This is a genomic window from Mycobacteriales bacterium, assembly GCA_040902655.1.
Classification (GTDB): Bacteria; Actinomycetota; Actinomycetes; order Mycobacteriales; family SCTD01; genus SCTD01.
On the sequence record JBBDWV010000011.1, the window covers coordinates 1 to 26,065 of the forward strand.

Sequence of the window (26,065 nt, forward strand, 5' to 3'; positions counted from 1 at the left end):
CTTGACCTGTGCTGCAACACCCCCGACAGCACACATGTCTCCGGAGCGGCATCTGGAGCGTGGGTGGGCGAGGGGGGAGTTGAACCCCCACGTCCTTTCGGACACACGGACCTGAACCGTGCGCGTCTGCCATTCCGCCACTCGCCCGAGTGCGACCCGCAGGCTAGCACCCGCCGCCGGCCGCTCCTGCGCCCGCGACAAGCCCGGATACGATCTCCGTCCACAGGGAAGGGGAACCGGCGTGGGAGTGCTGCAGCGCTTCGAGCGTCGGCTCGAAGGCCTCGTCGAGGGTGCCTTCGCCCGCGTCTTCGGCGGGGTGGTCCAGCCGGTCGAGGTGGCCGCCGCCCTCCAGCGTGAGGCGGCCGACAAGAAGGCGATCGTGGGCCAGGGCCGGGTGCTCGTGCCCAACGCCTACGTCGTCGAGCTCGGACCCTCCGACTTCGAGCGTCTGGGGGAGTACGACGAGCCGCTGCGGGCCGAGCTGGCCAGCATGGTGCGTGAGCACGCCGACGAGCAGGGCTGGTCGTTCGTCGGCTCCGTCGGCGTCACCTTCGAGCGGGTCGAGGAGCTCGACACCGGCGTGTTCCGGGTCCGCAGCGCCGTCGCCGCCGACCCGCCCGGGCAGGGATCGCCCGCCAGCGGTGCCGGTCGGCCGCGCCTCGTCCTGCCGGCCGCAGCCGGCAACGGTGAGCGGGTGGTGGTGCTGACCTCCCTCGTCACCGTCGTCGGCCGTGGCGCCGAGGCCGACGTGCGGCTGGCCGACACGGGCGTCTCGCGCGCCCACGCCGAGCTGCGGTTCGAGGGGGACACGGTGAAGCTGGCCGACCTGCGCTCGACGAACGGCACGTTGCTCAACGGCCGCCGGATCACCTCGGCGGTGCTGTCGGACGGCGACCGGATCGACGTCGGCGGCACCCCGATGGTCTTCCGGCGGGAGGCCTGATGGGCAGCGCCCTGGTCGTCGCCGCCGTGAAGTACGGCCTGCTCGTCCTGCTCTGGCTGTTCGTGATCGCCGCGTTCCGCACGGTCCGCAGCGACCTGTACGGCGGCCGGGTGGCGCGTGTGCCCGCCGCCGCACCAGCGGTCGCGACCACCCACCGCGACCCGGCTGCCGGCAGGTCGCGCGGCCGCAGCATGGCGCGCAAACTGGTCGTCACCGAGGGCGCGCTGGCCGGCACGACCGTCGGCCTCGGGGAGGACCCGGTCACGCTGGGCCGGGCGGACGACTCCACCCTCGTGCTGACCGACGACTACGCGAGCACCCGGCACGCCCGGCTGTTCCCCGGCGAGGGCCACTGGCTGGTGGAGGATCTCGGATCGACCAACGGCACCTACCTCGGCAACGCCAAGGTGGTCCGCCCCACACCCGTCCCGGTCGGCTCCCCGATCCGGATCGGCAAGACCGTGCTCGAGCTGCGCCCATGAGCGCCCTTCCGGAGCGGAGCGAGGTGCAGCCTTGAGCCTGTCCCTGCGGTTCGCCGCCCGCTCGCACACCGGCCTGCTGCGGGACGGAAACGAGGACTCGGTCTACGCCGGGCCGCGGGTGCTCGCGGTGGCCGACGGGATGGGCGGCCATGCCGCCGGCGAGGTCGCCTCAGCCGTAGCGATCGCGTCGCTGGCACAGCTCGACGACGACGTGCCCGGCAGCGACCTGCTCGACGTCCTGCGCACCAGCGCCCTGGCGGCCAACGACCACCTGCGCGACATGGTCGCCGGCGACGCCGGGCTCAACGGCATGGGCACCACGCTCACCGCCTTCCTGTTCGCCGGCCACCGGCTCGGGCTGCTGCACATCGGCGACTCCCGCGCCTACCTGCTGCGCGAGGGCTCGCTGGCCCAGATCACGCACGACCACACGCTGGTCCAGACGCTGGTCGACGAGGGCCGGATCAGCGAGGAGGAGGCCAGCACCCACCCGCAGCGCTCCCTGATCACCCGGGCTCTGGACGGCCGGGCGGAGATCGAGCCGGACCTGTCGGTGCGCGAGGCGCGCATCGGTGACCGGTACCTGCTGTGCACCGACGGCCTCACCGGGCCGGTAGGCCGGCTCGAGACTCTGCAGGAGGCGCTGTCGCTGGAGGACCCGCAGGAGGCGTGCGACCGGCTGGTCCAGCTGGCGCTGCGCGGCGGCGGCCCCGACAACGTCACGGTCATCGTCGCCGACGTGGTGCCGGGCAACGGCCGGCACAGCTCCTCGCCGGTCGTCGCAGGGGCTGCCGCGGCGTCGCCGCAGGCGCCGCCGGACGGCATCTCCGACACAGCGGCCGGCCGCGCCCGCACCGCCGAGGGCCGCGACGTCCCGCCGCCCGCGCCCGCGGCCGCGGAGCCCGCCCTCGGAGCGGACCGTACGCAGCGCCGCCGCTCGCGCGGGCGGACGGCCGTCGTGACCCTCGTGGTGCTCGCCCTGACAGCGATCGGCGCCGGATCCGGCTGGGCCTATGTCCGGTCGCAGTACTACGTCGGCATCGACGGTGAGCAGGTCGCGATCTTCCGTGGCGTCACCGGGCAGGTGGCCGGGATGCGGCTGTCCAGCGTCGAGCAGCGCACCGAGCTGACGACCGAGCGGCTCGACCCGCTCGCCACCTCCCGCGTACGCCAGGGGATCGTGGCCGCCGACCGCGACGACGCCGAGTCGATCGTCGAGCGCCTGGTGCTCCGGTTCCCCGCATGTGAGCCCCGCACGGCGCCGATCCCCGCACCGTCCGGCCCGCCCGTCTCCGGCACCCCCACCACCCAGTCGCCCACCACCCAGGCCCTCACCACGCCGGCGCCCCCCACCCAGGCGCCGGCGCCGACGGGCGGCAGCGGCAGCCCGGCTCCCGCGGTGTCCACGCCGACGCCCGAACCTGCCTGCCCGCCGGACGCGTCGTGACCGCGCCGACCGTCACCCCCTCCTACGTCCCACCGCGGCGCGGCGTCGAGTTGCTGCTGACGACCTTCGCCGTCCTCATCGCGGTGCTGGCGTATGCCGCGGTCGGTCTGGCCGTCGAGAAGCGGATTCCCGCGGGCACCCTCGGCTACGGCCTGGGCCTGGGCGCGGTGTTCCTGCTCGCCCACCTCGCCGTGCGCCGCCTGGCGCCTCATGCCGACCCGCTGATCCTGCCGTGCGTCGCACTGCTCAACGGGCTGGGCCTGGTGATGATCCGGCGACTGGACTTCGCGGCGGCCGAGCGTGCCGAGCAGTTGGCCAGGGCAATTCCCGCCGGTGAGGCTCCGCGCCAGCTCATCTGGACCGCCGTCGGGATCGCCGCCTTCGTGGCGGTGCTGACCCTCGTACCCGACCACACCCGACTGCAGCGCTACACCTACACCTCTGCCGCGGCCGGTCTGGTGTTGTTGCTCCTGCCGGCACTGCCGGTCCTCGGGCGGACCATCAACGGCGCGCGACTGTGGATCCGGGTCGGCCCGCTCCAGGTGCAGCCCAGCGAGCTGGCCAAACTGCTGCTCATCGTGTTCTTCGCCGGCTACCTGGTCGCCAAGCGCGACGTGCTGTCGTTGGCCAGCCGCCGGGTGATGGGCCTGGACCTGCCGCGCGCCCGCGACCTCGGCCCGGTGCTCATCGCCTGGGCCGCCAGCCTCGCGGTACTCATCCGTGGCAAGGACCTGGGCAGCTCGCTGCTGTTCTTCGCGCTGTTCGTGGTGATGCTCTACATCGCCACCGAGCGGACCAGCTGGCTGCTCATCGGCCTGGGACTGTTCGCCGGAGGCGCGCTGGTGACCTACCAGTACTTCGACCACGTCGCGCGGCGGGTGGACACCTGGCTCGACCCGTTCGCCGACCCGGACCGCTCCGGCTACCAGCTGGTGCAGTCATTGTTCGGCTTCGGCACCGGCGGGATCACCGGCACTGGTCTGGGTGAGGGCCGCCCGGGCACCGTGCCGTTCGCCAGCACCGACTTCATCATGGCCGCCATCGGGGAGGAGCTCGGGCTGGTCGGCGTCATGGCGGTGCTGCTGGTGTTCGGGCTCATCGTCGAGCGCGGGCTGCGGGCGGCACTGTCCTGCCGCGACTCGTTCGGCAAGCTGTTGGCCGGGGGGCTGTCCTTCTCGCTGGCTCTGCAGGTGTTCGTCATCGTCGGCGGCGTCACCGGGCTGATCCCGCTCACGGGCATCACGCTGCCCTGGCTGTCCTATGGGGGCTCCAGCATCGTCGCCAACTGGGCGCTGGTCGCGCTGCTGCTGCGGGTCAGCGACGCCGCCCGCCGCCCGGCACCCGCACCGGTCACCCCCGAGGCGGCCCGCCAGGCGCTGGCCTCCGCGCAGACCCAGATCGTCCGGCGACCGGGGGTGGCATCGTGAACCGTCCGCTGCGGCGCGTCGCGCTGGCCTGCATCGTGCTGTTCGGCCTGCTGCTGCTGAACGTCAACTGGGTGCAGGTCGTGAAGGCCGAGGATTACCGCGACGATCCGAAGAACTCCCGGGTCCTGCTGCGCACCTACGAGCGCGAACGCGGGCCGATCGCCGTCCTCGCCCAGGGCGGCCGGCGCGAGGCGGTCGCCGAGTCGGTCGAGGTGGACGGCCCGCTGACGTGGCTGCGGCGCTACCCCGGCGGCCCGGCGTACTCCCACGTCACCGGCTACTACTCGCTGATCTACGGGCGGACCGGCGTGGAGCGGGCCGAGGACCAGGTGCTGTCGGGCGAGGACGACCGGTTGTTCGTGCGCCGCTTGTCGGACTACGTGACCGGGCGGGCGCCGCAGGGCGGCTCGGTGCTGCTGACCCTCGACCCGAAGGCGCAGGAGGCGGCCTTCCGGGGGCTCGGGAGCAAGCGCGGCGCGGTCGTAGCGTTGGACCCACGCACCGGCGCGGTCCTCGCGATGGTCAGTTTCCCGGCATTCGACCCGGCCAAGCTCAGCTCGTTCGATCCGGCCGAGATCCGCGCCTACTACGACCAACTGAACGACGCGACCGACGACCCGCTGCTCAACCGGGCGATCAGCAAGACCTACCCGCCCGGGTCGACGTTCAAGGTGGTCACCGCCGCCGCGGCGCTCGAGTCCGGTGAGGTCACCCCCGAGGACAAGATCCCGTCACCCAAGGTGCTCGACCTGCCGCAGACGACCAACGACCTGCGCAACTTCGGCGGCGCGTCCTGCAGCGGCGAGACGTCCACGCTGGCCGAGGCACTGCGGATCTCCTGCAACACCGCGTTCGGTGCGCTGGGCCTGCAGCTCGGCGGCGACACACTGGGCGAACAGGCGCGCGCCTTCGGCTTCGGCGACAACGACCTGCGGGTTCCCACGAGCGTTGCGGACAGCCGGTTCCCGGATGACCCCGACCCACCGCAGACCGCACAGTCCGCGATCGGGCAGTACGACGTGCGCGTCACCCCGCTGCAGATGGCCCTCGTCGCCGCGGGCGTCGCCAACGGAGGCCAGCTCATGAGGCCGTACCTGGTGAAAGAGGCTCAGGCGCCGGATCTCTCGGTGCTCGAAGTGCCGAAGCCGGAGGTCTACCAGCGCGCCGTGTCCGCCGGTGTCGCCGCCGAGCTGACCCGGATGATGGAGCTGGTCGTCGCCGAGGGCAGCGGCCGGCGGGCGCAGATCGACGGGCTCCGGGTCGCCGGAAAGACCGGCACCGCGCAGCACGCTCAGGGGCGCCCGCCGCATGCCTGGTTCATCGGTTTCGCGCCGGCCGAGGACCCGCAGGTCGCCGTGGCGGTGGTGGTCGAGGACGGCGGCGATCTGGGCAGCGAGGCGACCGGTGGCGCGCTGTCGGCGCCGATCGCGCGGGACGTCATGCGCGCGGTCCTGGGCCGATGAGCCCGCCCGGGGTCGGTGTGGCCGACACGCTGCTGGCCGACCGCTACCACCTCGTGGAGCGCATCGCCGTCGGCGGGATGGGCGAGGTGTGGCGGGCCGAGGACGTCCTGCTCGATCGCACCGTCGCGGTCAAGAAGCTGCGCCCCGAGCACGTCGACGACGAGGACTTCCGGGCTCGCTTCCGGGCCGAGGCCCGGCACGCCGGCCGGTTGTCGCACCCGGGTATCGCGTCGATCTACGACTTCGGCGAGCGGGACGGCCAGGCGTGGCTGGTAATGGAGCTGGTCGAGGGTGAGCCGCTGTCCGCCCTGCTGCGCCGACAGCGCACCCTGTCGGTGGACCGGACCCTCGACGTCGTCGCGCAGACTGCCGCCGCCCTGCAGGCCGCGCACGACGGCCGCGTGGTGCACCGTGACGTCAAGCCGGGCAACCTGCTGGTCCGGCCGGACGGCGCGGTCAAGGTGACCGACTTCGGGATCGCGTCGGCGGCGGATGCGGTGCCCCTCACCCGGACGGGGACGGTCGTCGGAACGGCCTTCTACCTGTCACCGGAGCAGGCTGCGGGGAGCAGCGGTATCCCCGCCAGCGACGTCTACTCCCTCGGTGTCGTGGCGTACGAGTGCCTGGCCGGCGGGCGCCCGTTCCCCGGCGACAACCCAGTGGCGGTCGCGCTCGCGCACCTGCAGAGCCCGCCGCCGGATCTCCCGTCGACGGTGCCCGCCCCGGTGCGCGAGCTCGTCGCACAGGCGCTGGCCAAGGACCCGGCCGACCGCTTCGTTACGGCCGGTGAGATGTGCCGGCGGGCCACCGAGCTGCGGGCGGCGCTGGCCCCGACGGGTGCGGACCCGGACCCTGCCCGGGGCGGCGGCGGGCTCGCGGCGCTGCCGGTCGAGCCGCCGGCCGCGACCGGGATCCTTCCGTTGCCCGCTGCCCCGCCGCTGGAGCCGCTGCGCCGGCCGGCACTGCGCGTGCCGGGCAGCCGGGCGCGCTCGTCCCGCTCCGCAGTTCGCGTGGCAGCGCTGCTGCTCGCGCTACTGGCGCTCGGTGCCGGCGTCCGGACAGCGGCGTCCTCGACATCGCCGACCGTCGCCGCCTCGGTCACGGTGCCGGCCGTCGCGATCGGCACTCCCGAGGACACCGCCCGCCGGCTCCTGGAGGACACCGGCCTGCCGGTGGAGCGTCGCGACGGCAGCTCGACCACCGTGCCGCCGGGCTCGGTGCTGTCGGTCTCACCGGAAGCCGGCAGTACGGTCGCGCCGGGCACCCCCGTCGTCCTCGTCGTGTCCACGGGGCCACCGCGGGTGGCGGTGGAGGCCGCCGGCTACCTCGGTCGACCGGCCGCAGAGGTCCAGGCCGCGCTGAGCGATCTGGGTCTGCTGCCCCGGCTCGTCGACGACGGCAGCGGCCGCCCGGTCGGTACGGTCAGCAGCGTGGAGCCCGCCGGGCAGGTCGTCGTCGGCACGACCGTGACGGTGCACGTCGTCCCGGTGCCGGCACCGGTCGTGCAGCAGCCGGCCCCGGCCGAGCCGCCGGCGCCCGGGAAGCAGCCCGGCAGGGGCAAGGGCAAGAGCCAGGGCAAGGGCAAGGGGTGACCGAACCGAAGACGCCGCGCAGGCTGGGCGGCCGCTACGAGGTCGGGCCGACGATCGGCTCCGGCGGGATGGCCGAGGTCTTCCGCGGCGTCGACGTCCGCCTCGGCCGCGAGGTCGCGATCAAGATCTTGCACTCGGACCTGGCCCGCGACCCCTCGTTCCAGGCCCGTTTCCGGCGGGAGGCACAGGCCGCCGCCTCGCTGAACGCCCCTGCGATCGTGTCCGTCTTCGACACCGGCCAGGACGACGACGGGGTGCCGTACATCGTCATGGAGATCGTCGACGGGCGCACGCTGCGCGACGTGCTGCTGAGCGAGGGGCGGCTGCTGCCGCAGCGCGCGCTGGAGGTGGCGGCCGAGATCCTCGTGGCCCTCGACGCCGCGCACGCCGCGGGCATCGTGCACCGCGACATCAAGCCGGCCAACGTGATGCTGACCCGCAGCGGCGAGGTCAAGGTGATGGACTTCGGCATCGCCCGGGCTGCCGCCGACGCGTCCTCGGCGATGACTCAGACAGCCGCCATCATCGGCACTGCGGCCTATCTCTCGCCGGAGCAGGCCCGTGGCGAGCACGTCGATGCCCGGTCCGACCTCTACTCCACCGGGTGCCTGCTCTACGAACTCGTCACGGGGGTGCCGCCCTTCACCGGCGACAGTGCCGTGGCCGTTGCCTACCAACACGTCCGCGAGGATCCGACGCCCCCCTCGGCGTACGACTCCACGCTGTCCTCCTCGGTGGACGCCGTGGTGCTCAAGGCGATGGCGAAGAACCCGGCGAACCGCTACCAGTCGGCCCAGGAGATGCGCGAGGACGTGCTGCGCTCCCGCGCCGGCCAACGGGTCCTCGCCGCCCCCGTGCTCGAGCCGACGGTCGCCCTGGCGCCCGCCGCGGTGGCCCGGCCGGTGCACGTCGAGGAGACGTGGTCGGTCAAGCACGGCATCGCCTACGGCGTCTTCGGGCTCGTGCTGGTGGGGCTCGTCGTCGGCCTGGCTCTGCTCGTGCGCGGAGTGCTCGGCACCGGCACCGGCCTGGTGCCGGCACCGCCGCTGGTCGGTCTTTCGCAGGCACAGGCCCTCGCCCAGCTGGAGGCCCGTGGCCTGACCGTGGGCGAGGTGACCCAGGGATTCTCCCCGAAGCGCTTCGGGACGGTGATCGAGCAGAGCCCCGAGGCCGACATCCTGCTCAAGGCCGGGGGCGCAGTGTCCCTGACGCTGTCCAAGGGCATCGAGATGACGGTCGTCCCGGTGGAGGTCGTCGGGCAGTCCCGCGACGAGGCCGAGGTGCTGCTGGGCGAGCGCAAGCTCGTCGTCGGCGACGTCGTGACGCGCGACGGCAACATCCCGGAAGGCACCGTGCTGGCGATCAGCCCGCAGCCTGGTTCGCAGGTGGCGGTACAGACGAAGGTGACACTGACCGTCGCCTCCGGCAACGTGCAGGTCCCGGACGTGCGCGGCCGGTCCGCCGAGGAGGCCGTCGCCGAGCTGCAGCGGGCCGGCTTCTCCGTGGGCATCGAACCGCGCGACGACCCGGGACCCCCGGACCGCGTGCTCGACCAGTCGCCGGTGAACACGCTCGCCGGCCGCGGGACCGCCGTGCTGATCGTCATCTCCCGGGAGCCACCGCCACCGCCACCGTCACCGAGCCCCGAACCGACACCGACCGCGGCGCCGGAGCCGACGCCCGACCCGACCGGCGTCGAGCCGACGCCGTCCCCGCGCTCTGAACCCACGCGCTGAGGCGTTCCAGCGGCCGCACCGTCAGCCGAAAGCGGCCAGCCGCCGGGTCTCGACCTGCTCGGACAGCGCCGGGGCACGTTCGGCGGCGACCAGGCTGCCGCAGCTGCGCAACCAGGTCGCGAGCAGCAGGTGACCACCTTGCGTCAGCACCGACTCCGGGTGGAACTGCACGCCCTCCACTGGCTTGTCGCGGTGCCGCAGCGCCATCACGATGCCACTGGGGGTGCGCCCGGTGACGGCGAGCTCCGGTGGCAGGGTCGACTCCTCGACGGCCAGCGAGTGGTAGCGCGTCGCCGTGAACGGCGATGGCAGACCGTGCAGCACGCCGGCTCCGCCGTGTTCGACCTCGCTGGTCTTGCCGTGCAGCAGCTCGGCTGCCCGGCCGACGGTGGCGCCGTGCGCGACGGCGATCGCCTGGTGGCCCAGGCACACCCCGAGCAGCGGGATGCCCCCGTCCTCGCACGCGCCGACCATCGCGACGCTGACGCCGGCGTCCTCCGGCGTCCCCGGGCCCGGCGAGAGCAGGACCCCGTCGTAGCCGCCGGCGTCCGCCGGCGTCACCTCGTCGTTGCGACGCACCACGGTCTCGGCGCCGAGCTGACCGAGGTACTGGACCAGGTTGAACACGAAGCTGTCGTAGTTGTCGACGACGAGGATGCGGGTCACGTCAGCTCGAACGTCACGCCAGGGTCGCGCTCTTCCGCGGCCCGGCCGGCCGCCGACTCACTCCGGCGACGGCGCCGGCTCGACGGTCACGTCGTCCAGCGGCAGCAGCGGCTCGACCGCAGGGAAGATCACCAGGAACAGCAACGCGACGGCGACGAGCAGCAGCACCGCCGAACCGAGCAGCTTGCCCGGGAGGCCACCGGGCAGCACCCGCCAGATCCAGCTGTACACCTCAGGCCCGCCCGGCCAGCACGGCCGGCGGGCCCGCGGCCCGATCGGCGGTGGCGGTCAGCTCGGCACGCACGACCAGCCGGGAGCGCGCGGAGTACTTCGGATGACACGTGGTCAGCGTGAGCAGCCGCCGGGTCGGGGCGGCGACCGGGTCGCCGGGCACCGCATAGGTCACCTCAACCGCCGTCGGCGCGACGATCTCGCTCCCCCGGACGGTGTAGGTGAACCAGCTCCCGTGGGTCTCGACCACGATCTGGTCCCCGGGCGCGAGTTCGTCGAAGCGCGCGAACGGCGCGCCGTAGGTGGTGCGGTGGCCGGACAGCACGACGTTGCCGAGCTCGCCCGGCAGGGCTGTGCCGGGGATGTGTCCGGGGCCGTTCTTCAGGGCGGCGGCATCCACGCCCTCGACCACCACCCACGGGTCGTGGTCCTCGAGCGCAGGGACGTGCAGCACCGCCACACCCTCGCCCGGATCGAGCGGGGCCGGCTCCGGCGTCGCAAGCCGTGTCCCGCCGGCCGGCCGCGGCGCCGACTCGGCCCAGGAGCGCCGCAGGTCGTCCCCGAGCCGGTCCTGCTCCCTGGCCGTGACCAGGCCGGTGCCCCACAGTTCGTACACGGCGAACAACAGCACCACGACACCGAGCGTCATCAGCGTCTGGCCCGCCCCCCGCAGCAGCATGCGTACGTTGTCGGTCACGGGCGCGGCAGGGGCGTGACGTTGGGCAGCTCGAGCGGCCCGTCGTAGGCCGGCAGCGTCACCGACCGCGACGAGCGGACGGTATAGCCCAGGCCGAAGCGGTCGACGTAGCCGCGGAAGAGCCGCACGCCGGGGTCGCTGTCGAGGGCGTCGCGCAGCGCCTCAGGCTTGCCGACGGCGGTCACGACGAACGGTGGGCCGTAGACCCGGCCGTGCAGGATGACGGTGTTGCCGACGCAGCGCACCGCACTGGTCGAGACGATCCGCTGCCCCATCAGCGTCATCGCCTCGGCGCCGCCGGACCACAGCGCGTTGACCACCGCCTGCACGTCCTGCTGGTGGACCACCAGGTCGTCGGGATCCGTCGACAGTGCGGGGCGGCCCGCGCGGCGGGGCGCGTCGTCGAGCCAGACGCTCACCGCCGGCCCCTCGACCGGGAGCAGCCCGGCGGCCCGTTCGAGCGACTCCGGCGCCGCGGCCGCGGCGACCCGCTCGTCACCGGCGGCAGCGCGCCGGGCGATGCCGTCCACCTGCGCCCGCAGCTGCGCAGCGTCCTGCTCCCAGCGGCGGACGTCGGCGCGCTCCCGCGCGATCAGCTCGGTGAGCTGCAGCCGGCGGTCGGCCCGCAGATCGGTGCCCTGCGCGGTGGCGGCGCTGGTGGCGAACAACAACCCTGCGGCCAGTGCGGTGAGGGGCACCAGGACGCCCCACGGCCGCAGCACGCGCGCCGCGCCGAACTGCACCTGGCCGCCTCCGCCCGCTCGTCCTGCCACCGCCTGACACCGTCGCCGTTTACGCTAGTGCCCAGGTTTTCCCAACGAGCGTCTGGAGCAGGACGTGCCCGTCTCCCGGAAGCGGAAGAAGGTGGCCAACCCGCCGCCGGTGGCCGTCAGCGGTCCGAAGAAGAAGGGCCCCAGCCCGGTGTGGCTGGCCCCCCTCATGCTGACGCTGTTCGGGATCGGGGTGCTCTGGCTGGTCGTCTTCTACATCAGCGAGGGGAACATGCCGCTGGTCACCGGCCTGGGGAATTGGAACCTGATGGTCGGCTTCGGCTTCATCATCGCCGGCTTCGGGCTGTCGACCCAGTGGCGCTGACGCCGTACTGACACGGGTGTAGTTCTCCCCAGAGCTTGTCCACAGTGTGGACAAGTGCTAGTGCAGCAACCGTGCCGCGGTGGCCGGGGCCAGCTGTCCGTCCGCCGGCAGGCCCCGCTGCCGCTGCAGCTGCCGCACCGCCCGCGTCGTCGCCGGGCCCCAGTCGCCGTCCACGCGCAGCTGCGCGCCGTGGGTGTTGAGCAGCCGCTGAGCCGCTCGTACCTGCGCCGGCGGCGACCCCGGTCCGACCAGGCCGGGCGGGCCGACAAAGGCCGCCCCGCCCGGCTGCGGCCCCATCTGGCGGAGCACCGGCGCCAGCCGACCGAGCCCGCCGCCCGCGAGCCGGGGAACGTCGCTGCGCACCAGCGGACGTGGCTGCGGCCGCGCCGCGACCGGCCCCACGAGGCGAGTGCTGAACGCTGTCGGTGCCGGCCCGCCGCCGTGGATGGGGCCGCTGTGGGTGGGGCCGCTGTGGGTGGGGCCGCTGTGTGCAGGGCTGCCGGCGCCGACCACCGTGCCGGCGGCGACCACGGTCAGCACGACCGCCGCCCCCGTGAGGGCGCGGGAACGGCCGGGCCATCCGAGCACGTCCCGAGGGTGCCATCCCCGGTGGCCGATGGACACCTTGTGGACACCGACACGCCGACAGGATGCGGTGCTCGAGCTCGAGTCCGGCAGGCAAATCGCACGGCTGGGCCGAACCGCTGTGAGCGGCCGGGAAGACAGCGACTCCAGGACCGGGCTGGATCAGATCAGTTCGAGGATCGTCGCGTTGGCCTGGCCGCCGCCCTCGCACATCGTCTGCAGGCCGTACCGGATCCCGTTGTCGCGCATGTGGTGCACGAGGGTGGTCATCAGCCGGGCGCCGGAGCCGCCGAGCGGGTGGCCGAGCGCGATGGCGCCGCCGTTGGGGTTGACGGTCTTGTCGTCCGCGCCGAGGTCCTGGAGCCAGGCCAGCGGGACCGAGGCGAAGGCCTCGTTCACCTCGTACGCACCGATGTCGGCAACCTTCAGGCCGGACCTCTGCAGCGCCTTCTCGGTGGCGGGCATCGGGGCGTGCAGCATCGGCATCGGTGCGACACCGGCGAGTACCCCCGTGTGGAAGCGCGCGATCGGCGTGAGGCCGAGCGCTCTGGCCTTGTCGCTGGTCATGATGAGCAGCGCGGCCGAGCCGTCGGAGATCTGCGAGGAGTTGCCGGCGGTGATTTTGCCGTCCTCCCTGAAGGCCGGCTTCAACGCCGCGAGCTTGTCCATCGTGCCGCCCGGGCGGATCCCCTCGTCCTGCATCACCCGGGCACCGTCCGCGCCGGCCACCGGCGTGATCTGCGCGGCGAAGCGGCCCTCGTCGGTGGCGGCCTGCGCGCGCTCGTGTGATCGCAGCGCGTACTCGTCCAGTTGCTCGCGGGAGAAGCCCCAGGTGTCGGCGATCTCCTCCGCGCCCAGGCCCTGGTTCGGGAAGTCCGCACCGTAGCGGGCGATGTAGTCCGCGCCCAGCGGGCTGGCGGTGAACGTCGAGCCCATGGGTGTACGGGACATCACCTCGACACCGCCCGCGACGGCCACGTCGTACTGCCCGGAGATGACACCGGCGGCGGCGAAGTGGACGGCTTGCTGGGAGGAACCGCACTGGCGGTCGACCGTGGTGCCGGGTACCGATTCGGGCCAACCCGCCGACAGCACCGCCGTCCGCGCGATGTCGAAGGTCTGCTCGCCGACCTGCATGACGCAGCCCCAGATCACGTCGTCCACGACGGCCGGGTCGATCCCGGTCCGCTCGGCGAGTGAGCGCAGCACGTACGCGGACAGATCGGCCGAATGGATGCCGGACAGGCCTCCGTTCCGCTTCCCGGTGGGCGTGCGGACAGCTTCGACGATCACGGCGTCGCGCATGGTGGTCTCCTCGTACGGCTGTGAACGAACGTTCACAGCCGAGTCTAGATCAGCCGCTGAGGGTGGCCTTGCGCAGGATTACGGCGGCGACGAGCAGCAGCCCCAGGACGACGCAGGCCAGCACGTGCAGGCGGCCGCGGCGCGGGCCCCCGGGCGCGTAGGCGAAGCCCGCCGCCAGCGCCGCACCGGCAACCAGGCCGCCGAGGTGTGCACGCCAGTCGATGATCGGGACGGCGAAGGTGATGACCAGGTTGACGGCGAGCAGGGCCAGGATGGCCGTGGTCTCCCCGCCCAGCCGGCGCACCACGACGTAGTAGGCGCCGAACAGGCCGAAGATGGCGCCCGACGCGCCGACCCCGAGCTGGTCCGGGGCGCTGAGCAGGAAGGACAGCGTCGAACCGGCGAGCGCCGACAGCAGGTACAGCGCCAGGAAGCGACTGCGACCCAGGGCCGACTCGAGCACCGGCCCGAGCTGGGCCAGCGCGAACATGTTCATCAGCAGGTGCAACACGCCGCCGTGCAGGAAGGCCGCGCTGAGCAGCCGGTAGTACTCCCCGATCGCCACACCGCCGAGCTGGCCGTCGTCGAGGAACACCGGACCGGCCAGGTTGCCGAAGCGGATCTGCAGCTCCCGCTCACCCAGCGCGAGCCCGGCGACGAAGACGAGCACGTTCAGGGCGATCAGGGTGAGGCTGACCCGGCTGGTGTCGCTGCTGACCCGACCGCCGAAGACGGTCCGCGGCGGCCGCACGTTCTTGTCGGCTGCCGCCACGTCGTCGGGGCACTGGAAACCGACCGACGCCGAGCGCATGCAGTCCGGGCAGATCGGCCGGTCACAGCGCGTGCACCGCACGTGTGTCTCACGGTCGGGGTGCCGGTAGCAGGTGGGAGCCGCAGGAACTCCATGGGAACCCCCATCGGACTGTGTCAGCTGTCCACCTGCTCCACCGTGATCGACTCGACCACGACGTCGGTCCGCGGCCGGTCCATCGACCCGGTCGGTGTCGTGGCGATGGCATCCACGACCTCGCGGCTGCTCTGGTCGACGACCTCACCGAAGATCGTGTGCTTCATGTTCAGGTGCGGGGTCGGGGCGACGGTGATGAAGAACTGACTGCCGTTGGTGCCTGGGCCGGCATTCGCCATCGCGAGCAGGTACGGCCGGTCGAAACGCAGCTCGGGGTGGAACTCGTCCGGAAAGCGGTAGCCGGGCCCGCCGGTGCCGGTGCCGAGGGGATCGCCGCCCTGCAACATGAAGCCGGGAATGACGCGGTGGAAGACCGTACCGGCGTAGAGCGGACCCTCGCCCTTCTTCCCGGTCCTGGGATCGGTCCATTCGCCGCTGCCGTCAGCCAGGCCGACAAAGTTCCGCACCGTCTTCGGCGCGTGGTCGGGGAACAGCTCCACCCGGATCGAGCCGAGGGTGGTGGCGAGGGTGGCGTAGAGCGAGCTGGCCACGCGGCGGGCTCCTTCGTCGAGGCGGCGAGCCGGCGAACCGGCATCCTGTATCGGCAGGAAGTCTTGCACGCCTCCGGCGCGAGCCCGCAGGACCGGAGCAGGACCGAGCGACAGGAGATGACGATGCGGCACCGTCCACAGAGCGCGCGTGAGCTGCCGGCACGCATCCGCGCGGAGGGGACGTCACTGGTCGACGCGGCCGGCACGGTGGCCGACACCACGCGGACGCGCGGCGGCGCGGCCTGGGCGGCGTTGCGTGGCGGGCGTGTGGGCCCGCCCCTGGCCGTCCGACGCTGGCCGTGGGCCGTGGCTGCGGCGCTGCTCGGTGCGGCCGCAGGAGCCGCCACGGCGCTGCTCGTCGGGCGACTGCTCGGCAGCGACGCTCCCGACGCGCAGGCGCCGGAGGACGTCCGGGCAGTGGTGGACCGACCCATCGAGCCGCTAGTCGAGCCGCCTGTCGAGCCGCCCGTCGAGCCGCCGACAATGGGCGGGGGCCAGCGCTAGCTCGTACCGGCCCGTTGCCCGGCGTTCTCGGTGCCGAGAGCGACCGGTCCGCGCTTGGGCATGGCACCGAGATCAATCGGGCAGTCGGGCCCGGGCGGCTGCGGTCATTGAGCGGCTCAGCGACGTTGCAGCTGATGGCCCGGTCAGAACCACGTGAGGGGCGCCCTTGTGTCACTCGGGCTGTGCAGGAGCTGGGCCAGTCGCGCATCGACATGTGCCGCACGGCGGGTGTGCACCACAGGTCACGTTCTTCCGATTGTTGACCTGTGCTGCACACCTCCCGACGGCACACATCTCTCCGCACCGGCACCGCGCTCACGGAGCCGGGCTGCGAGCTCCCCGCGAGAGCGTGCGGCTCCGGATCACGCTGCACTCGGAAGCGCCACCCGGAGTGGGACGGAAGGGCCCGCCTAGCTCGTACCGCTGCGTGGCGCGGACGTCGGATCGGGCGCCGACTCCTCGGCCGGGACCCGGCCGAGCCGCTCGTAGACGGCCCGGCGCAGCAGCGCGTCGACCTGGGCCTCGGGGGGCACGCCTTTGGAGGCTGTGGTGCGGTCGCGGCCGGTGTTCTTGCTCTCGTACAGCGCGTCGTCGGCTGCGCGGACCAACGTATCGGCGTCGCCGGCGTGCCCCGGATAGGTGGCGACGCCGGCGCTGGCGGTGATCGGGACGATGGAGGGAGCGGCCGCGACGGCCCGGCGGAGCCGCTCCGCGATGCCGAGCGCCTCTTCCGGGCCGCAGCCCGGCAGCACGATCGCGAACTCCTCGCCGCCGTAGCGGGCGGGGGTGTCGAAGTCACGGCACTCGATGGCCAGCGCCGCCGCGACGTTGCGAAGGACCTCGTCGCCGGCCTGGTGACCGTGATTGTCGTTGAGCGGCTTGAAGTGGTCGATGTCGATCATCACGAGGCTGACGTGTTCCGCGCTGCGGGTGGCGCGGGCGACCTCGCGCTCCAACGTCGCCTCGAAGGTGCGCCGATTCGCGATCTTCGTCAGTCCGTCGGTCGCGGCCAGCCGCTGCACCTGCTCCAGCAGCCAGGCATTGCGCAGCGCCAGGGCGGCGTACGACGCGGAGCGCTCGAGGCCTGACACGACGCGGCGCTGGATGCGGGCTCCGGTCAGCCCGGACTGCTCCAGCACCAGCGCGCCGAGTGAGCGGCCCTCCGCCGACAGTGGCACGACGACAAGGTTCTCCGCGCCCGGCAGCAGCGCGGCCAGCCACGGGTCGGTGTCGGCGTCCAGGCTGCGCACCAGCAGCGTCGAGTGGGTGCTGTGCGCCTCCTCGATGACCGCGCTGCGCCCCGGTCGGCCCGGACGGCGGGCGGTCTGCTCGTCCAGCCCGTACGACGCCAGCACCGGTAGCTGGCCCTCGGGGCCGGCCAGCACCACGGCCCGGGGGAAGCCGAAGGTCTCGACGACGGAGTCGAGCAGCGACCGGGCGATGTTGCTGCTGTCCTCGGCCCGCTCGAGCGACTCGGCGAGGTCGGTCAGCGCCTCGAGGTCGCCCCGCCGGCGGCGCAGCTCACGCTCGTTCACGGCGGACAACGCCGAGGTGGAGATGGCGACCAGCCACAGAACCGCGATGAAGACCGCCAGTTGCTGCACCTGGGGAGGGGCGCCGGGTGCGATCAGACCGGTCGGTGGCAGGACGCCCTCCCGGGCCCCGGGCGGGATCAGCTGGGCGTTGTAGGAGGCGTAGACCAACAGCGAGTGCCACATCGCCAGCTTCAGCCCGGTGCGGTACGACGCCAACAGCGCGACCGCAGCCAGGTGGAGCAAGACGAGGTAGCGCACCGGACTGCCGAGGCTGCCCGTGAGGTAGGTCGTCCAGGCCAGCCAGATGCCGTCCACGATCAGCATCGCCGAGAAGACCAGCACCTTGCGGGACTGCAACAGCCGCGCAACCCCCTCGGCCAGCGCCACCACGACGGCATAGACCAGCGTGGCGGCGACAGCGGTCTCACGGTACGGCGCGAGGGACTCAGGGACGACGGCGGCCGCGCACAGCAGCAGCCCGATGGCGGCCAGGCGCAGCAACTGGGTGACACGCAGCCGCTCACCGAGTGGTACCGCGTCGGTGCTGCGGCTGGCGGCGCGGGTCGCGCCTGCCGACGCGGGACTGCGGCTCACGTGGACGGCCCGCGGGGGGATGTGGCGGTCGTGACCGGTGATGTCACCGCCTGCTCCTCCCGCTCCTGTCCTGAGCGCCGGTGCCGGCGCCACTCCGTGACCGGGCGTGTCGCAGCCACCGTCACGGCGAAGATGTCGGCACACGCGGGGCCCGAGTGGAGTGTTCTGCGCCCAGAGTCGCCGGCCGGCTGCTGCCGACCCGTCCGACTCCCGGGCAGGTCCGAACTCCGTACCCCCGCGAGAGGCGTCCTCCCCTCCACGATCCGGACCGGCATCGAGGAGCGGCTGTCAGGCGCAGCTGCCGACAATCTCCTGCTGACGACGACAGGCCGGCGACATCGTCACCGGCCCATCAGTGGAGCCACGGGGACTCGAACCCCGAACCCCCGCCTTGCAAAGGCGGTGCTCTGCCAGTTGAGCTATGGCCCCGTGCGCAGGCGTAGGACTAGCGCAGATCCGGCGGTGCCGTCGCCTCGGTCCACAGGTCCTTCTCAGCCTGGCCGGCCTGAACCCGGCGCCGCAGCAGGACGGCCAGCAGCCCGAACAGGGCAACCAGCAGAACGGGGCGGCGCATGGCGCTCTCCTTGGGTGCAGGGGTCCGGGGTGGGCCTGGGAGGACTTGAACCTCCGGCCTCATCCTTATCAGGGATGCGCTCTAACCGTCTGAGCTACAGGCCCGGATGTGCCGCAGGCACGGTGCGCGAGACTACACCACGGCTCAGTCGCGCTCCCCGAACGTCAACTCCAGCCCCCCCGTGAACGAGGCGCACAGGTTGTACAGCAACGCACCCAACGTCGCGAGCAGGGTGAGCAGCACGACGTTGGCAGCGGCCAGGACCGCTGCGGTGCCGACGACCCGGCCGGCCGTCAGCAACGGCTCGATCGCGGCCGTGGTGCCGGTGACCTCGGCGAAAAGCTGGTTGAGCGATTCCGTCACGCCGAGCGAATCGATGACCGCATACAGGGCCGCCGCCGCGACGACCAGCGCAATGCCCAGGAAGACCGATCCGACGAGCGAGAGCACGAACACCGACCACGGGTCGATCCGCTTGAGCGTCAGGCGCGCGCGGCGGGGCCGCGCTGCTGGTCGCGTCGCCGAGGTCGGCCGGCCCTCACCACGTGAAACGGACCGCGGCGGTGCGCCCGCTGGCGGGGCCAGCCGACGCGGCACACCAGGTACGGCGGGCGCGGCCGGCGGCGTAGGCGGAGGGACCCGAGGACTGGCTGCAACGACAGGCAGCACCGTCGTCGGTGACGTCGCGGCAGATCCGCTCTCAGGGGCTCGCTCCCCCGCACCGGGACGCGGCGCCTCGAGGATCCCCGGGCGCAGTCCCCCGCCACGCGCTACGGCGGCCTCCGGCTCCCGGGATACCTGCGGGTCGGTGCCGTGATCGGAGACGGCCCGGTCCCCGGTCCCGATCGGGCCGGGCGGGGCCGGTGCCGCTGACTGCGGTCCGGGCGGCTGCCCGGCGGACCGCTCCACGGACGGCTGCCCCGTCGACGACTGCCCCACGGAGGGGTCCGCAACCGGCGTGGCCGACGCGGACGGCGTTCGGGCGGCCAGCGGGTCGCCGCCCTCCTGCGGGTCGACCTCCGCCGGCGCGCCTGTGTCGGTTCCGCGTGGCGTCGTCATGCCTGCTCCCCCTCGTCCGGCGCACTGTCGTCGGGCTCCTGCGCAGGCAGCCCGACATGAGTCGTCCGCGCGCCCTCGGTCGTGATACCCGCCTCGGCCGAGGAGCTCTCTGCGCCGCCGCCATCAGTCGTCGCGGTACCGCCACCCCCGTCGGTGTCCGGACCGTCCGCATCCTGCGGCTCGGTGACCGTATCCGCAGCCGCCTCGCCGTTGTGGGCCACGGCGACGACCGCCGTCCCGGTGTCGAGGGTCACCAGCTTGACGCCGCCGGTCGGCCGGGACAGGTAGCGCAGCGGCTGCACCGACATCCGGATGACGACGCCGGCGCTGGTGATGCAGAAGATCTCGTCGGCGTCCTGGACGATGAGCGCCCCGACCAGCTGGCCGCGCTTCTCCTCGATCCGGGCCGTGAGCACGCCCTGCCCGCCGCGGCCCTGCCGCTTGTACTCCGCCAACCGGGTGCGCTTGCCGAACCCGCCGTCGGTGACGACGAGCAGCGCGTCATCGGTCTCGTCGCTCCCCGGCCGGACCGCCTGCATGGCCAACAGCTCGTCGCCCTCACGCAGCCGGATGCCCATCACCCCCGAGGTCGCGCGACCCATCGGACGCAGCGCCTCGTCGTCGGCCTGGAAGCGGATCGACTGCGCACCACGTGAAACCAACAACAGGTCGTCCTCGGCGCTGATCAGTGCGGCCGCGATCAGTTCGTCGTCCTCGCGCAGGTTGATCGCGATCAGCCCGCTGGAACGGCCGTTGTCGTACTCCGTGAGCCGGGTCTTCTTCACCAGACCCTTGCGGGTGGCGAGCACCAGGTACGGCGCCACGGTGTAGTCGCGCAGCGCGATGACCTGCGCGATCTTCTCCTCCGGCTGGAAGGCCAGGATGTTCGCGACGTGCTGGCCCCGGGCGTTCCGGTTGGCCTCGGGCAGCTCGTGCGCCTTGGCCCGGTAGACCCGGCCCTGATCGGTGAAGAAGAGCAGCCAGTGGTGCGTCGTCGTCACGAAGAACCGCTCGACGATGTCGTCCTGCTTGAGGGCCGCACCCTGCACGCCCCGTCCTCCTCGACGCTGGGAGCGGTAGAGGTCGGTCTTGGTCCGCTTCGCGTAGCCGCCGCGGGTGACGGTCACCACCACGTCTTCCTGCGCGATGAGATCCTCGGCACTCATGTCGCCCTCGAACGCGATGATCCGGGTGCGGCGCTCGTCGCCGTACCGGTCGACGATCTCGCCCAGCTCCTCCCCGATGATCCGGCGCTGCCGACCGGGATCGGTCAGGATCGCCTGCAGGTCGGCGATCTCCCGCTCCTTCTCGGCCAGCTCGTCCAGGATGCGCTGGCGCTCGAGGGCCGCCAGCCGGCGCAGCTGCATGTCCAGGATCGCGACGGCCTGGATCTCGTCGATGTCCAGCAGCTCCATCAGGCCGCTGCGGGCGGCCTCGGCGCTCGCACTGTTGCGGATCAGCGTGATGACGTCGTCCAGCCGGTCCAGCGCCTTGCCGAGCGCACGCAGGATGTGCGCCCGCTCCTCGGCGCGGCGCAACTGGAACCGGGTGCGCCGGACGATGACGTCGACCTGGTGGGCGACGTAGTACTCGACGAACTGGTCCAGCCGCAGCGTGCGCGGGACGCCGTCGACGATCGCCAGCATGTTGCAGCCGAAGGTGTACTGCAGCTGGGTGTGCTTGTAGAGGTTGTTCAGGACGACCTTGGCGACCGCGTCTCTCTTGAGCACGATGACCAGCCGCTGCCCCAGCCGCTGCGAGCCCTCGTCACGGACGTCGGCGATGCCGCCGATCTTGCCGTCGCGGACCAGGTCGGCGATCGATTCGGCCAGGTTGTCCGGATTCACCTGGTACGGCAGCTCGCTGACGACCAGGATGGTGCGGCCCTTGGCGTCCTCGTCGACCTCGACGACCGCCCGCATCCGCACCGAGCCGCGGCCGGTCCGGTAGGCCTCCTCGATGCCGCTGCGGCCGACGATCAGTCCGCCGGTCGGGAAGTCCGGCCCCTGGACGCGGGCCAGCAGCGCGTCGAGCAACTCCTCCGAGGTCGCCTGCGGGCTCTCCAGGTACCACTGCACCCCCGCCGCCACCTCGCGCAGGTTGTGCGGCGGAATGTTGGTGGCCATGCCGACCGCGATGCCGGAGCTGCCGTTGACCAGCAGGTTCGGGATCCGGCTGGGCAGGATCGTGGGCTCCTGTGAGCGCCCGTCGTAGTTCGGTGCGAAGTCGACCGTCTCCTGGTCGATCTCGCGGAGCATCTCCATCGCCAGCGGCGCGAGCCGGCACTCGGTGTACCTCATCGCGGCTGCCGGGTCGTTGCCGGGCGACCCGAAGTTGCCGTTGCCGTCGACCAGCGGGTAGCGCAGCGACCACGGCTGGGCGAGCCGCACGAGGGTGTCGTAGATGGCGCTGTCGCCATGCGGGTGGTAGTTGCCCATCACGTCGCCGACGACGCGGGCGCACTTGAAGTAGCCGCGATCCGGGCGGTAGCCGCCGTCGTACATCGCGTAGAGGACCCGGCGGTGCACCGGCTTGAGGCCGTCCCGCACCTCCGGCAGCGCGCGGCCGACGATGACCGACATCGCGTAGTCGAGGTAGGACCGCTGCATCTCGACTTCGATGCCGACCGGCTCGACCCGGTCGCCCGGCGGCGGCGGGGGGAGGACGTCGACCACAGCAGGTCCCTTCGTTCAGCGGTCCGTTCCACGTGGAACGGGTGGAGCAGGACAGCGGCGGCTCCCGGAAGGAACCGGCCGGTCTAGATGTCGAGGAAGCGCACGTCGCGGGCGTTGCGCTGGATGAAGGCCCGCCGCGCCTCGACGTCCTCGCCCATCAGGGTCGAGAACAACTCGTCCGCCGTCGCGGCGTCGTCAAGCGTCACCTGGAGCAGCACCCGCTCGGCCGGGTCCATCGTGGTGCTCCACAGCTCGCCGGCGTTCATCTCGCCGAGCCCCTTGAAGCGCTGGACGGCGTCCCGGGGAAGCTTCTTGCCGGCCTGCTGGCCGGCGGTGACGAGGCCGTCCCGTTCCCGGTCGGAGTAGGCGTACTGGAACTCGTCCCGACCCCACTTGATCTTGTAGAGCGGCGGCTGGGCGAGGTAGACGTGGCCGGCTTCGACCAGTGGGCGCATGAACCGGAACAGCAGCGTGAGCAGCAGCGTGCGGATGTGCTGGCCGTCCACGTCGGCGTCGGCCATCAGCACCACCTTGTGGTAGCGCAGCTTGGCGATGTCGAACTCCTCGTGGATCCCCGTGCCGAGGGCAGTGATCATTGCCTGCACCTCGTTGTTGTTGAGGACCCGGTCGATCCGCGCCTTCTCGACGTTGAGGATCTTCCCGCGGATCGGCAGGATGGCCTGGAACGTGGAGTCCCGGCCGCCCTTGGCACTGCCGCCGGCACTGTCGCCTTCCACCACGTAGAGTTCGGACGCGCGCGGGTCGGTGGACTGGCAGTCGGCCAGCTTGCCCGGCAGCGAGGAGGACTCCAGCAGCCCCTTGCGCCGGGTCAGCTCGCGGGCCTGCCGGGCCGCCAACCGCGCCCGGGCCGCTTGAGACGCCTTCGACACGATCATCTTGCCGTCGACCGGATTACGGTCGAACCAGTCCTTGAGCCACTCCCGCGTGGCCTTCTGCACGAAGCCCTTGGCCTCGGAGTTGCCGAGTTTGGTCTTGGTCTGGCCCTCGAACTGCGGGTCGGCGAGCTTCAGGCTGATGATCGCCGTGAGCCCCTCCCGGATATCGGAGCCCTCCAGGTTGGTGTCCTTCTCCTTGAGGTGGCCCTTGCTTCGCGCCCAGTCGTTGAACGTGGTGGTGAGCGCCGTGCGGAAGCCCTCCTCGTGGGTGCCGCCCTCGTGCGTATTGATGGTGTTCGCGAAGGTGTACACCGACTCGGTGTAGGAGTCGTTCCACTGCATGGCGACCTCGACGGTCATCCGCATGCCGGCGCTGGTCTGCTCCTCGAAGCCGATGACCGTCGGGTGCACCGGCGATTTGGCGCTGTTGAGGTGGCGCACGTAGTCCATCAGGCCGCCCGGGTAGTGGAAGACCTCCTCGACCGTCTCCCCGCCGGTGAGCTCGGTCCGCTCGTCACGCAGCGAGATGCGCAGGCCGCCGTTGAGGAAGGCCATCTCCTGCAGCCTGCGGTGCAGCGTCTCGCGGGAGTAGGTGGTCGTCTCGGTGAAGATCTCGTCATCGGCCCAGAAGGTGACGGTGCTACCGGTCTCCTCGGTCGCGGCTCCCTTGAGCAGCGGCTCGGGCACCGAGTGGGCGTAGGTCTGCGTCCACACCCAGCCGTCCCGGCGGATCTCGACCTCGAGCCGGGTGGACAGCGCGTTGACGACGGCCGCACCGACGCCGTGCAACCCACCGGAGACGGCGTAGCTCTCACCGTCGAACTTGCCCCCGGCGTGCAGCGTCGTGAGGACCACCTCGACGGCCGGTCGCTGCTCCACCGGGTGCAGGTCGACCGGGATGCCCCGGCCGTTGTCGCTCACCCGCACCCCGCCGTCGGCCAGGAGCGTCACGGTGATGGTGTCGCAGTGCCCGGCCAGCGCCTCGTCGACGGCGTTGTCCACCACCTCGTAGACCAGGTGGTGCAGCCCGCGCTCCCCGGTGGAACCGATGTACATACCCGGCCGCTTGCGAACCGCCTCCAGGCCCTCGAGCACCGTGATGGAGGAGGCGCTGTAGCCCGGCAACGGCGAGGCAGCACCCGGCTGCGGCTCCCCTTCGCCCGGCGAGGTCGGCTGGTCCGGCATGCAGTTCTCCGCTTCTCCGCCAGGCGCAGCCACCCCGGCGGGGCGACTCGGACCCCGAACGGCGGGACGACATCGCGAGCATAGCCCGTGGGTCAGACGATCTCGGCGAGAATGCCCCTGGGACGCCCGCTGGCGCGTCATGGCCCGGGGCGCGTGGGGGACCACGGATACGTGGTGCAGGCGGCCAGAGCGGCTCCGGACGCTTCCTCCGCCGGGAACTGCTGCGCCGTAGATCCAGCACATGCCCGGGTGCTGCTCAGCCGTAGGTGTCGCGCGGCCCCCGCCCTCGTACCCGCCGTGGGCCCTTGCGCCAGTCCGCCTGCGCCGGACCGTGCACGACGATCGACGTCACCACGCCCTCGCCCACCTGCTCGGCCAGCCGCCTGACCATCGTGCGGGTGATCAGCCGCAGCTGGGTCGCCCAGGCCGAGGACTCCGCGACCAGGACCAGCTCGCCGCCGGTGAGCGAGGCCGGCCGGCAGTGATCGGCGATCTCCGCCCCCACCAGGCGGTCCCAGTTGGCCAGCACTCCGGCCGCGGTGGTGGTCTCCTCCCACCCCCGCTCCTCGACCAGCCGGCGGATCATCGTGCCGAACCGGACCGGATCCCGGCCGTCGGGGCCGGAGCCGGACCGCGCCGGGTCGGTGCGCCGCACCTTCGCCCGCGGCGCTCCCGGAGACACGCCGCGGGCCCTGGCCGCCGCGCGGGCCCGCGACAGCGCCGCCCGGGCCAGGTCCGGGCCCTTCAGCTCCGGCTCTTCTTCAGCGGACACGGGTGACCACCCCCTCGTGCACGTCGTAGCGCGAGCCGGCCAGCGATTCGGGCACGTCGGCCGGCACGGCCGCCGTCACCAGCAGCTGGTCGGCTCCGGCGACCAGCTCCGCCAGCCGGCCGCGTCGGCCCTCGTCCAGCTCGGCGAAGACGTCGTCCAGGACGAGCACCGGCTCGCCTCCGTCGGCCCGCAGCAGGTCGTACGACGCCAGTCGCAGCGCCAGCGCGTACGACCAGGACTCGCCGTGCGAGGCGTAGCCCTTCACCGGCAGGCCGGACAGGCCCAGCAGCAGCTCGTCGCGGTGCGGGCCGACCAGCGACACCCCCCGCTCGATCTCCTGAGGGCGGACCCGGGCCAGTTCCGACAGCAGCGCCGCGGCCAGCAGCTCCCGGTCACGCGAGGGTTCGCCGTTGTCCTGCGGCAGAGCCGCACCGAGTGAGGACCGGTAGTCCAGCGTCGTCCCGCCGCGCTCCCCCGTTGCTCTGCCGGCCACCGCGCCATAGGCCTCCAGCACCCGTGGGCCCAGCGCCGCGACCAGGCCGAGCCGGGCGGACAGCAGCTCGGCCCCCACCCGGGCCAGGTGCGCATCCCAGACGTCCAGCGTGCGCATGTCGCCACCGCCCGACCGCCGGGCCAGGAACGCCGTCTTCAGCAGGGCGTTGCGCTGCTTGAGCACCCGGTCGTAGTCGGCGCGGATGCCGGCGTAGCGAGGAGCCGTGGACACCAGCAGGTCGTCGAGGAAGCGCCGGCGCTCGGCCGGGTCCCCACGCACCAGCGCCAGGTCCTCCGGCGCGAACAGCACCGTGCGCAGGATGCCGAGCACCTCACGTGCCCGCGGTACCGGCCCGCGGTTCACCCGCGCCCGGTTCGTCTTGCCCGGGTTGACCTCCAGCTCGACCAGAGTGCTGCGATCGTCCCGCTCCACCCGGGCCCGCACCACCGCCCGCTCCGCCCCGGCCCGCACCAGCGGCGCGTCGGCCGCGACCCGGTGGGACGCCAGCGTCGCGACGTAGCCCAGTGCCTCGACCAGGTTGGTCTTGCCCTGCCCGTTGGCCCCGATCAGCGCGGTGGACCCGGCAGCGAGCTCCAGCTCGAGTGTGGACCAGGAGCGGAAGTCGGCCAGCGAGAGGTGGCTGACGTACAC

General features: G+C 72.5%; 24 protein-coding genes and 3 tRNA genes. 9 read left to right on the forward strand and 18 right to left on the reverse strand.

Annotation, left to right across the window (positions count from 1 at the left end):
- Positions 1–64 precede the first annotated feature (64 nt).
- A tRNA-Leu gene (locus WD794_02565) sits at positions 65–147 on the reverse strand.
- Between the two features lie 94 nt (positions 148–241).
- On the opposite strand from WD794_02565, the gene WD794_02570 reads away from it, so the two are divergent.
- From WD794_02570 to pknB, 7 genes are read left to right on the forward strand one after another with little or no spacing between them, the layout of a single operon-like run.
- A complete protein-coding gene (locus tag WD794_02570) occupies positions 242–943 on the forward strand; it encodes a DUF3662 and FHA domain-containing protein (protein ID MEX2289196.1) in 702 nt (233 codons plus the stop codon).
- A complete protein-coding gene (locus WD794_02575; GenBank protein MEX2289197.1) occupies positions 943–1,425 on the forward strand; it encodes an FHA domain-containing protein in 483 nt (160 codons plus the stop codon). The genes WD794_02570 and WD794_02575 overlap by 1 nt, the downstream gene beginning before the upstream one ends.
- Positions 1,426–1,456: 31 nt before the next feature.
- Complete coding sequence (locus WD794_02580) at positions 1,457–2,872, forward strand: PP2C family serine/threonine-protein phosphatase (GenBank protein ID MEX2289198.1); 1,416 nt, start codon at positions 1,457–1,459, stop codon at positions 2,870–2,872.
- The gene (locus WD794_02585) at positions 2,869–4,299 is read left to right on the forward strand and encodes an FtsW/RodA/SpoVE family cell cycle protein (GenBank protein MEX2289199.1); all 1,431 of its coding nucleotides are present in this window, start codon (positions 2,869–2,871) and stop codon (positions 4,297–4,299) included. The genes WD794_02580 and WD794_02585 overlap by 4 nt, the downstream gene beginning before the upstream one ends.
- Complete coding sequence (locus WD794_02590; protein MEX2289200.1) at positions 4,296–5,762, forward strand: penicillin-binding protein 2; 1,467 nt, start codon at positions 4,296–4,298, stop codon at positions 5,760–5,762. Before WD794_02585 ends, WD794_02590 begins: the two co-directional genes overlap by 4 nt.
- Positions 5,759–7,354 (forward strand): protein kinase, encoded by a 1,596-nt coding sequence (locus tag WD794_02595; protein ID MEX2289201.1) that lies wholly within the window; start codon positions 5,759–5,761, stop codon positions 7,352–7,354. Before WD794_02590 ends, WD794_02595 begins: the two co-directional genes overlap by 4 nt.
- Entirely contained in the window at positions 7,351–9,090 is a 1,740-nt protein-coding gene (gene pknB, locus WD794_02600) for a Stk1 family PASTA domain-containing Ser/Thr kinase (GenBank protein MEX2289202.1), read from the forward strand. Before WD794_02595 ends, pknB begins: the two co-directional genes overlap by 4 nt.
- A gap of 21 nt (positions 9,091–9,111) precedes the next feature.
- On the opposite strand, the gene WD794_02605 is transcribed toward pknB, so the two are convergent.
- Genes WD794_02605 through WD794_02620 form a run of 4 tightly spaced genes read right to left on the reverse strand, consistent with a single transcriptional unit; the run spans position 9,112 to position 11,457 of the window.
- The gene (locus tag WD794_02605) at positions 9,112–9,756 is read right to left on the reverse strand and encodes an aminodeoxychorismate/anthranilate synthase component II (protein MEX2289203.1); all 645 of its coding nucleotides are present in this window, start codon (positions 9,754–9,756) and stop codon (positions 9,112–9,114) included.
- Positions 9,757–9,813: 57 nt separating this feature from the next.
- Complete coding sequence (locus tag WD794_02610; GenBank protein MEX2289204.1) at positions 9,814–9,987, reverse strand: hypothetical protein; 174 nt, start codon at positions 9,985–9,987, stop codon at positions 9,814–9,816.
- Between the two features lies 1 nt (position 9,988).
- Entirely contained in the window at positions 9,989–10,666 is a 678-nt protein-coding gene (locus WD794_02615; protein MEX2289205.1) for a class E sortase, read from the reverse strand.
- Between the two features lie 14 nt (positions 10,667–10,680).
- The gene (locus tag WD794_02620) at positions 10,681–11,457 is read right to left on the reverse strand and encodes a DUF881 domain-containing protein (protein MEX2289206.1); all 777 of its coding nucleotides are present in this window, start codon (positions 11,455–11,457) and stop codon (positions 10,681–10,683) included.
- A 64-nt stretch (positions 11,458–11,521) separates the two neighbouring features.
- Between WD794_02620 and WD794_02625 the strand changes: the two genes are divergently transcribed.
- On the forward strand, positions 11,522–11,779 hold the full coding sequence (locus WD794_02625; GenBank protein MEX2289207.1) for a cell division protein CrgA: 258 nt from the start codon (positions 11,522–11,524) through the stop codon (positions 11,777–11,779).
- Between the two features lie 57 nt (positions 11,780–11,836).
- Here WD794_02625 and WD794_02630 read toward each other — a convergent pair whose 3' ends face one another.
- The 4 genes from WD794_02630 to WD794_02645 form a co-directional block, all read right to left on the reverse strand.
- Positions 11,837–12,367 carry a peptidoglycan-binding domain-containing protein gene (locus tag WD794_02630; protein ID MEX2289208.1) on the reverse strand — a complete coding sequence of 177 codons (531 nt, stop codon included), beginning with the start codon at positions 12,365–12,367 and terminating at the stop codon, positions 11,837–11,839.
- A gap of 159 nt (positions 12,368–12,526) precedes the next feature.
- The gene (locus WD794_02635) at positions 12,527–13,669 is read right to left on the reverse strand and encodes an acetyl-CoA C-acyltransferase (GenBank protein ID MEX2289209.1); all 1,143 of its coding nucleotides are present in this window, start codon (positions 13,667–13,669) and stop codon (positions 12,527–12,529) included.
- A gap of 49 nt (positions 13,670–13,718) precedes the next feature.
- Positions 13,719–14,480, reverse strand: a complete 762-nt coding sequence (locus WD794_02640; protein ID MEX2289210.1) for a rhomboid family intramembrane serine protease — start codon at positions 14,478–14,480, stop codon at positions 13,719–13,721.
- A 116-nt stretch (positions 14,481–14,596) separates the two neighbouring features.
- The gene (locus tag WD794_02645; protein MEX2289211.1) at positions 14,597–15,127 is read right to left on the reverse strand and encodes a peptidylprolyl isomerase; all 531 of its coding nucleotides are present in this window, start codon (positions 15,125–15,127) and stop codon (positions 14,597–14,599) included.
- A gap of 117 nt (positions 15,128–15,244) precedes the next feature.
- Here WD794_02645 and WD794_02650 point away from each other — a divergent pair, with 117 nt between their 5' ends.
- The gene (locus WD794_02650; GenBank protein ID MEX2289212.1) at positions 15,245–15,631 is read left to right on the forward strand and encodes a hypothetical protein; all 387 of its coding nucleotides are present in this window, start codon (positions 15,245–15,247) and stop codon (positions 15,629–15,631) included.
- Between the two features lie 410 nt (positions 15,632–16,041).
- Here the strand turns inward: WD794_02650 and WD794_02655 are convergent, their stop codons facing one another.
- The 9 genes from WD794_02655 to recF form a co-directional block, all read right to left on the reverse strand.
- Positions 16,042–17,760, reverse strand: a complete 1,719-nt coding sequence (locus WD794_02655) for a sensor domain-containing diguanylate cyclase (protein MEX2289213.1) — start codon at positions 17,758–17,760, stop codon at positions 16,042–16,044.
- Between the two features lie 356 nt (positions 17,761–18,116).
- Positions 18,117–18,189: transfer RNA gene (locus WD794_02660), tRNA-Ala, on the reverse strand.
- 16 nt (positions 18,190–18,205) lie between these two features.
- On the reverse strand, positions 18,206–18,334 hold the full coding sequence (locus WD794_02665; protein MEX2289214.1) for a DLW-39 family protein: 129 nt from the start codon (positions 18,332–18,334) through the stop codon (positions 18,206–18,208).
- A 30-nt stretch (positions 18,335–18,364) separates the two neighbouring features.
- Positions 18,365–18,438, reverse strand: a tRNA-Ile gene (locus tag WD794_02670).
- A 40-nt stretch (positions 18,439–18,478) separates the two neighbouring features.
- Positions 18,479–19,393 carry a DUF3566 domain-containing protein gene (locus tag WD794_02675; GenBank protein MEX2289215.1) on the reverse strand — a complete coding sequence of 305 codons (915 nt, stop codon included), beginning with the start codon at positions 19,391–19,393 and terminating at the stop codon, positions 18,479–18,481.
- Positions 19,390–22,068, reverse strand: coding sequence for a DNA gyrase subunit A (gene gyrA, locus WD794_02680; GenBank protein ID MEX2289216.1), 2,679 nt, complete (start codon positions 22,066–22,068; stop codon positions 19,390–19,392). Before gyrA ends, WD794_02675 begins: the two co-directional genes overlap by 4 nt.
- A gap of 83 nt (positions 22,069–22,151) precedes the next feature.
- A complete protein-coding gene (gene gyrB / locus WD794_02685; GenBank protein MEX2289217.1) occupies positions 22,152–24,149 on the reverse strand; it encodes a DNA topoisomerase (ATP-hydrolyzing) subunit B in 1,998 nt (665 codons plus the stop codon).
- 256 nt (positions 24,150–24,405) lie between these two features.
- Entirely contained in the window at positions 24,406–24,921 is a 516-nt protein-coding gene (locus WD794_02690; protein MEX2289218.1) for a DciA family protein, read from the reverse strand.
- Positions 24,911–26,065 (reverse strand): DNA replication/repair protein RecF, encoded by a 1,155-nt coding sequence (recF, locus tag WD794_02695; protein MEX2289219.1) that lies wholly within the window; start codon positions 26,063–26,065, stop codon positions 24,911–24,913. Before recF ends, WD794_02690 begins: the two co-directional genes overlap by 11 nt.

What these genes read in the sequence shown, in the direction of transcription:
- WD794_02575 (MEX2289197.1), top strand. Translation starts at nt 943, where the DNA reads ATGGGCAGCGCCCTGGTCGTCGCCGCCGTGAAGTACGGCCTGCTCGTC.
- WD794_02595 (MEX2289201.1), top strand. Translation starts at nt 5,759, where the DNA reads ATGAGCCCGCCCGGGGTCGGTGTGGCCGACACGCTGCTGGCCGACCGC.
- WD794_02615 (MEX2289205.1), bottom strand. Translation starts at nt 10,666, where the DNA reads ATGCTGCTGCGGGGGGCGGGCCAGACGCTGATGACGCTCGGTGTCGTG.
- WD794_02635 (MEX2289209.1), bottom strand. Translation starts at nt 13,669, where the DNA reads ATGCGCGACGCCGTGATCGTCGAAGCTGTCCGCACGCCCACCGGGAAG.
- WD794_02640 (MEX2289210.1), bottom strand. Translation starts at nt 14,480, where the DNA reads ATGCGCTCGGCGTCGGTCGGTTTCCAGTGCCCCGACGACGTGGCGGCA.
- WD794_02650 (MEX2289212.1), top strand. Translation starts at nt 15,245, where the DNA reads ATGACGATGCGGCACCGTCCACAGAGCGCGCGTGAGCTGCCGGCACGC.
- WD794_02665 (MEX2289214.1), bottom strand. Translation starts at nt 18,334, where the DNA reads ATGCGCCGCCCCGTTCTGCTGGTTGCCCTGTTCGGGCTGCTGGCCGTC.
- WD794_02675 (MEX2289215.1), bottom strand. Translation starts at nt 19,393, where the DNA reads ATGACGACGCCACGCGGAACCGACACAGGCGCGCCGGCGGAGGTCGAC.
- gyrB (MEX2289217.1), bottom strand. Translation starts at nt 24,149, where the DNA reads ATGCCGGACCAGCCGACCTCGCCGGGCGAAGGGGAGCCGCAGCCGGGT.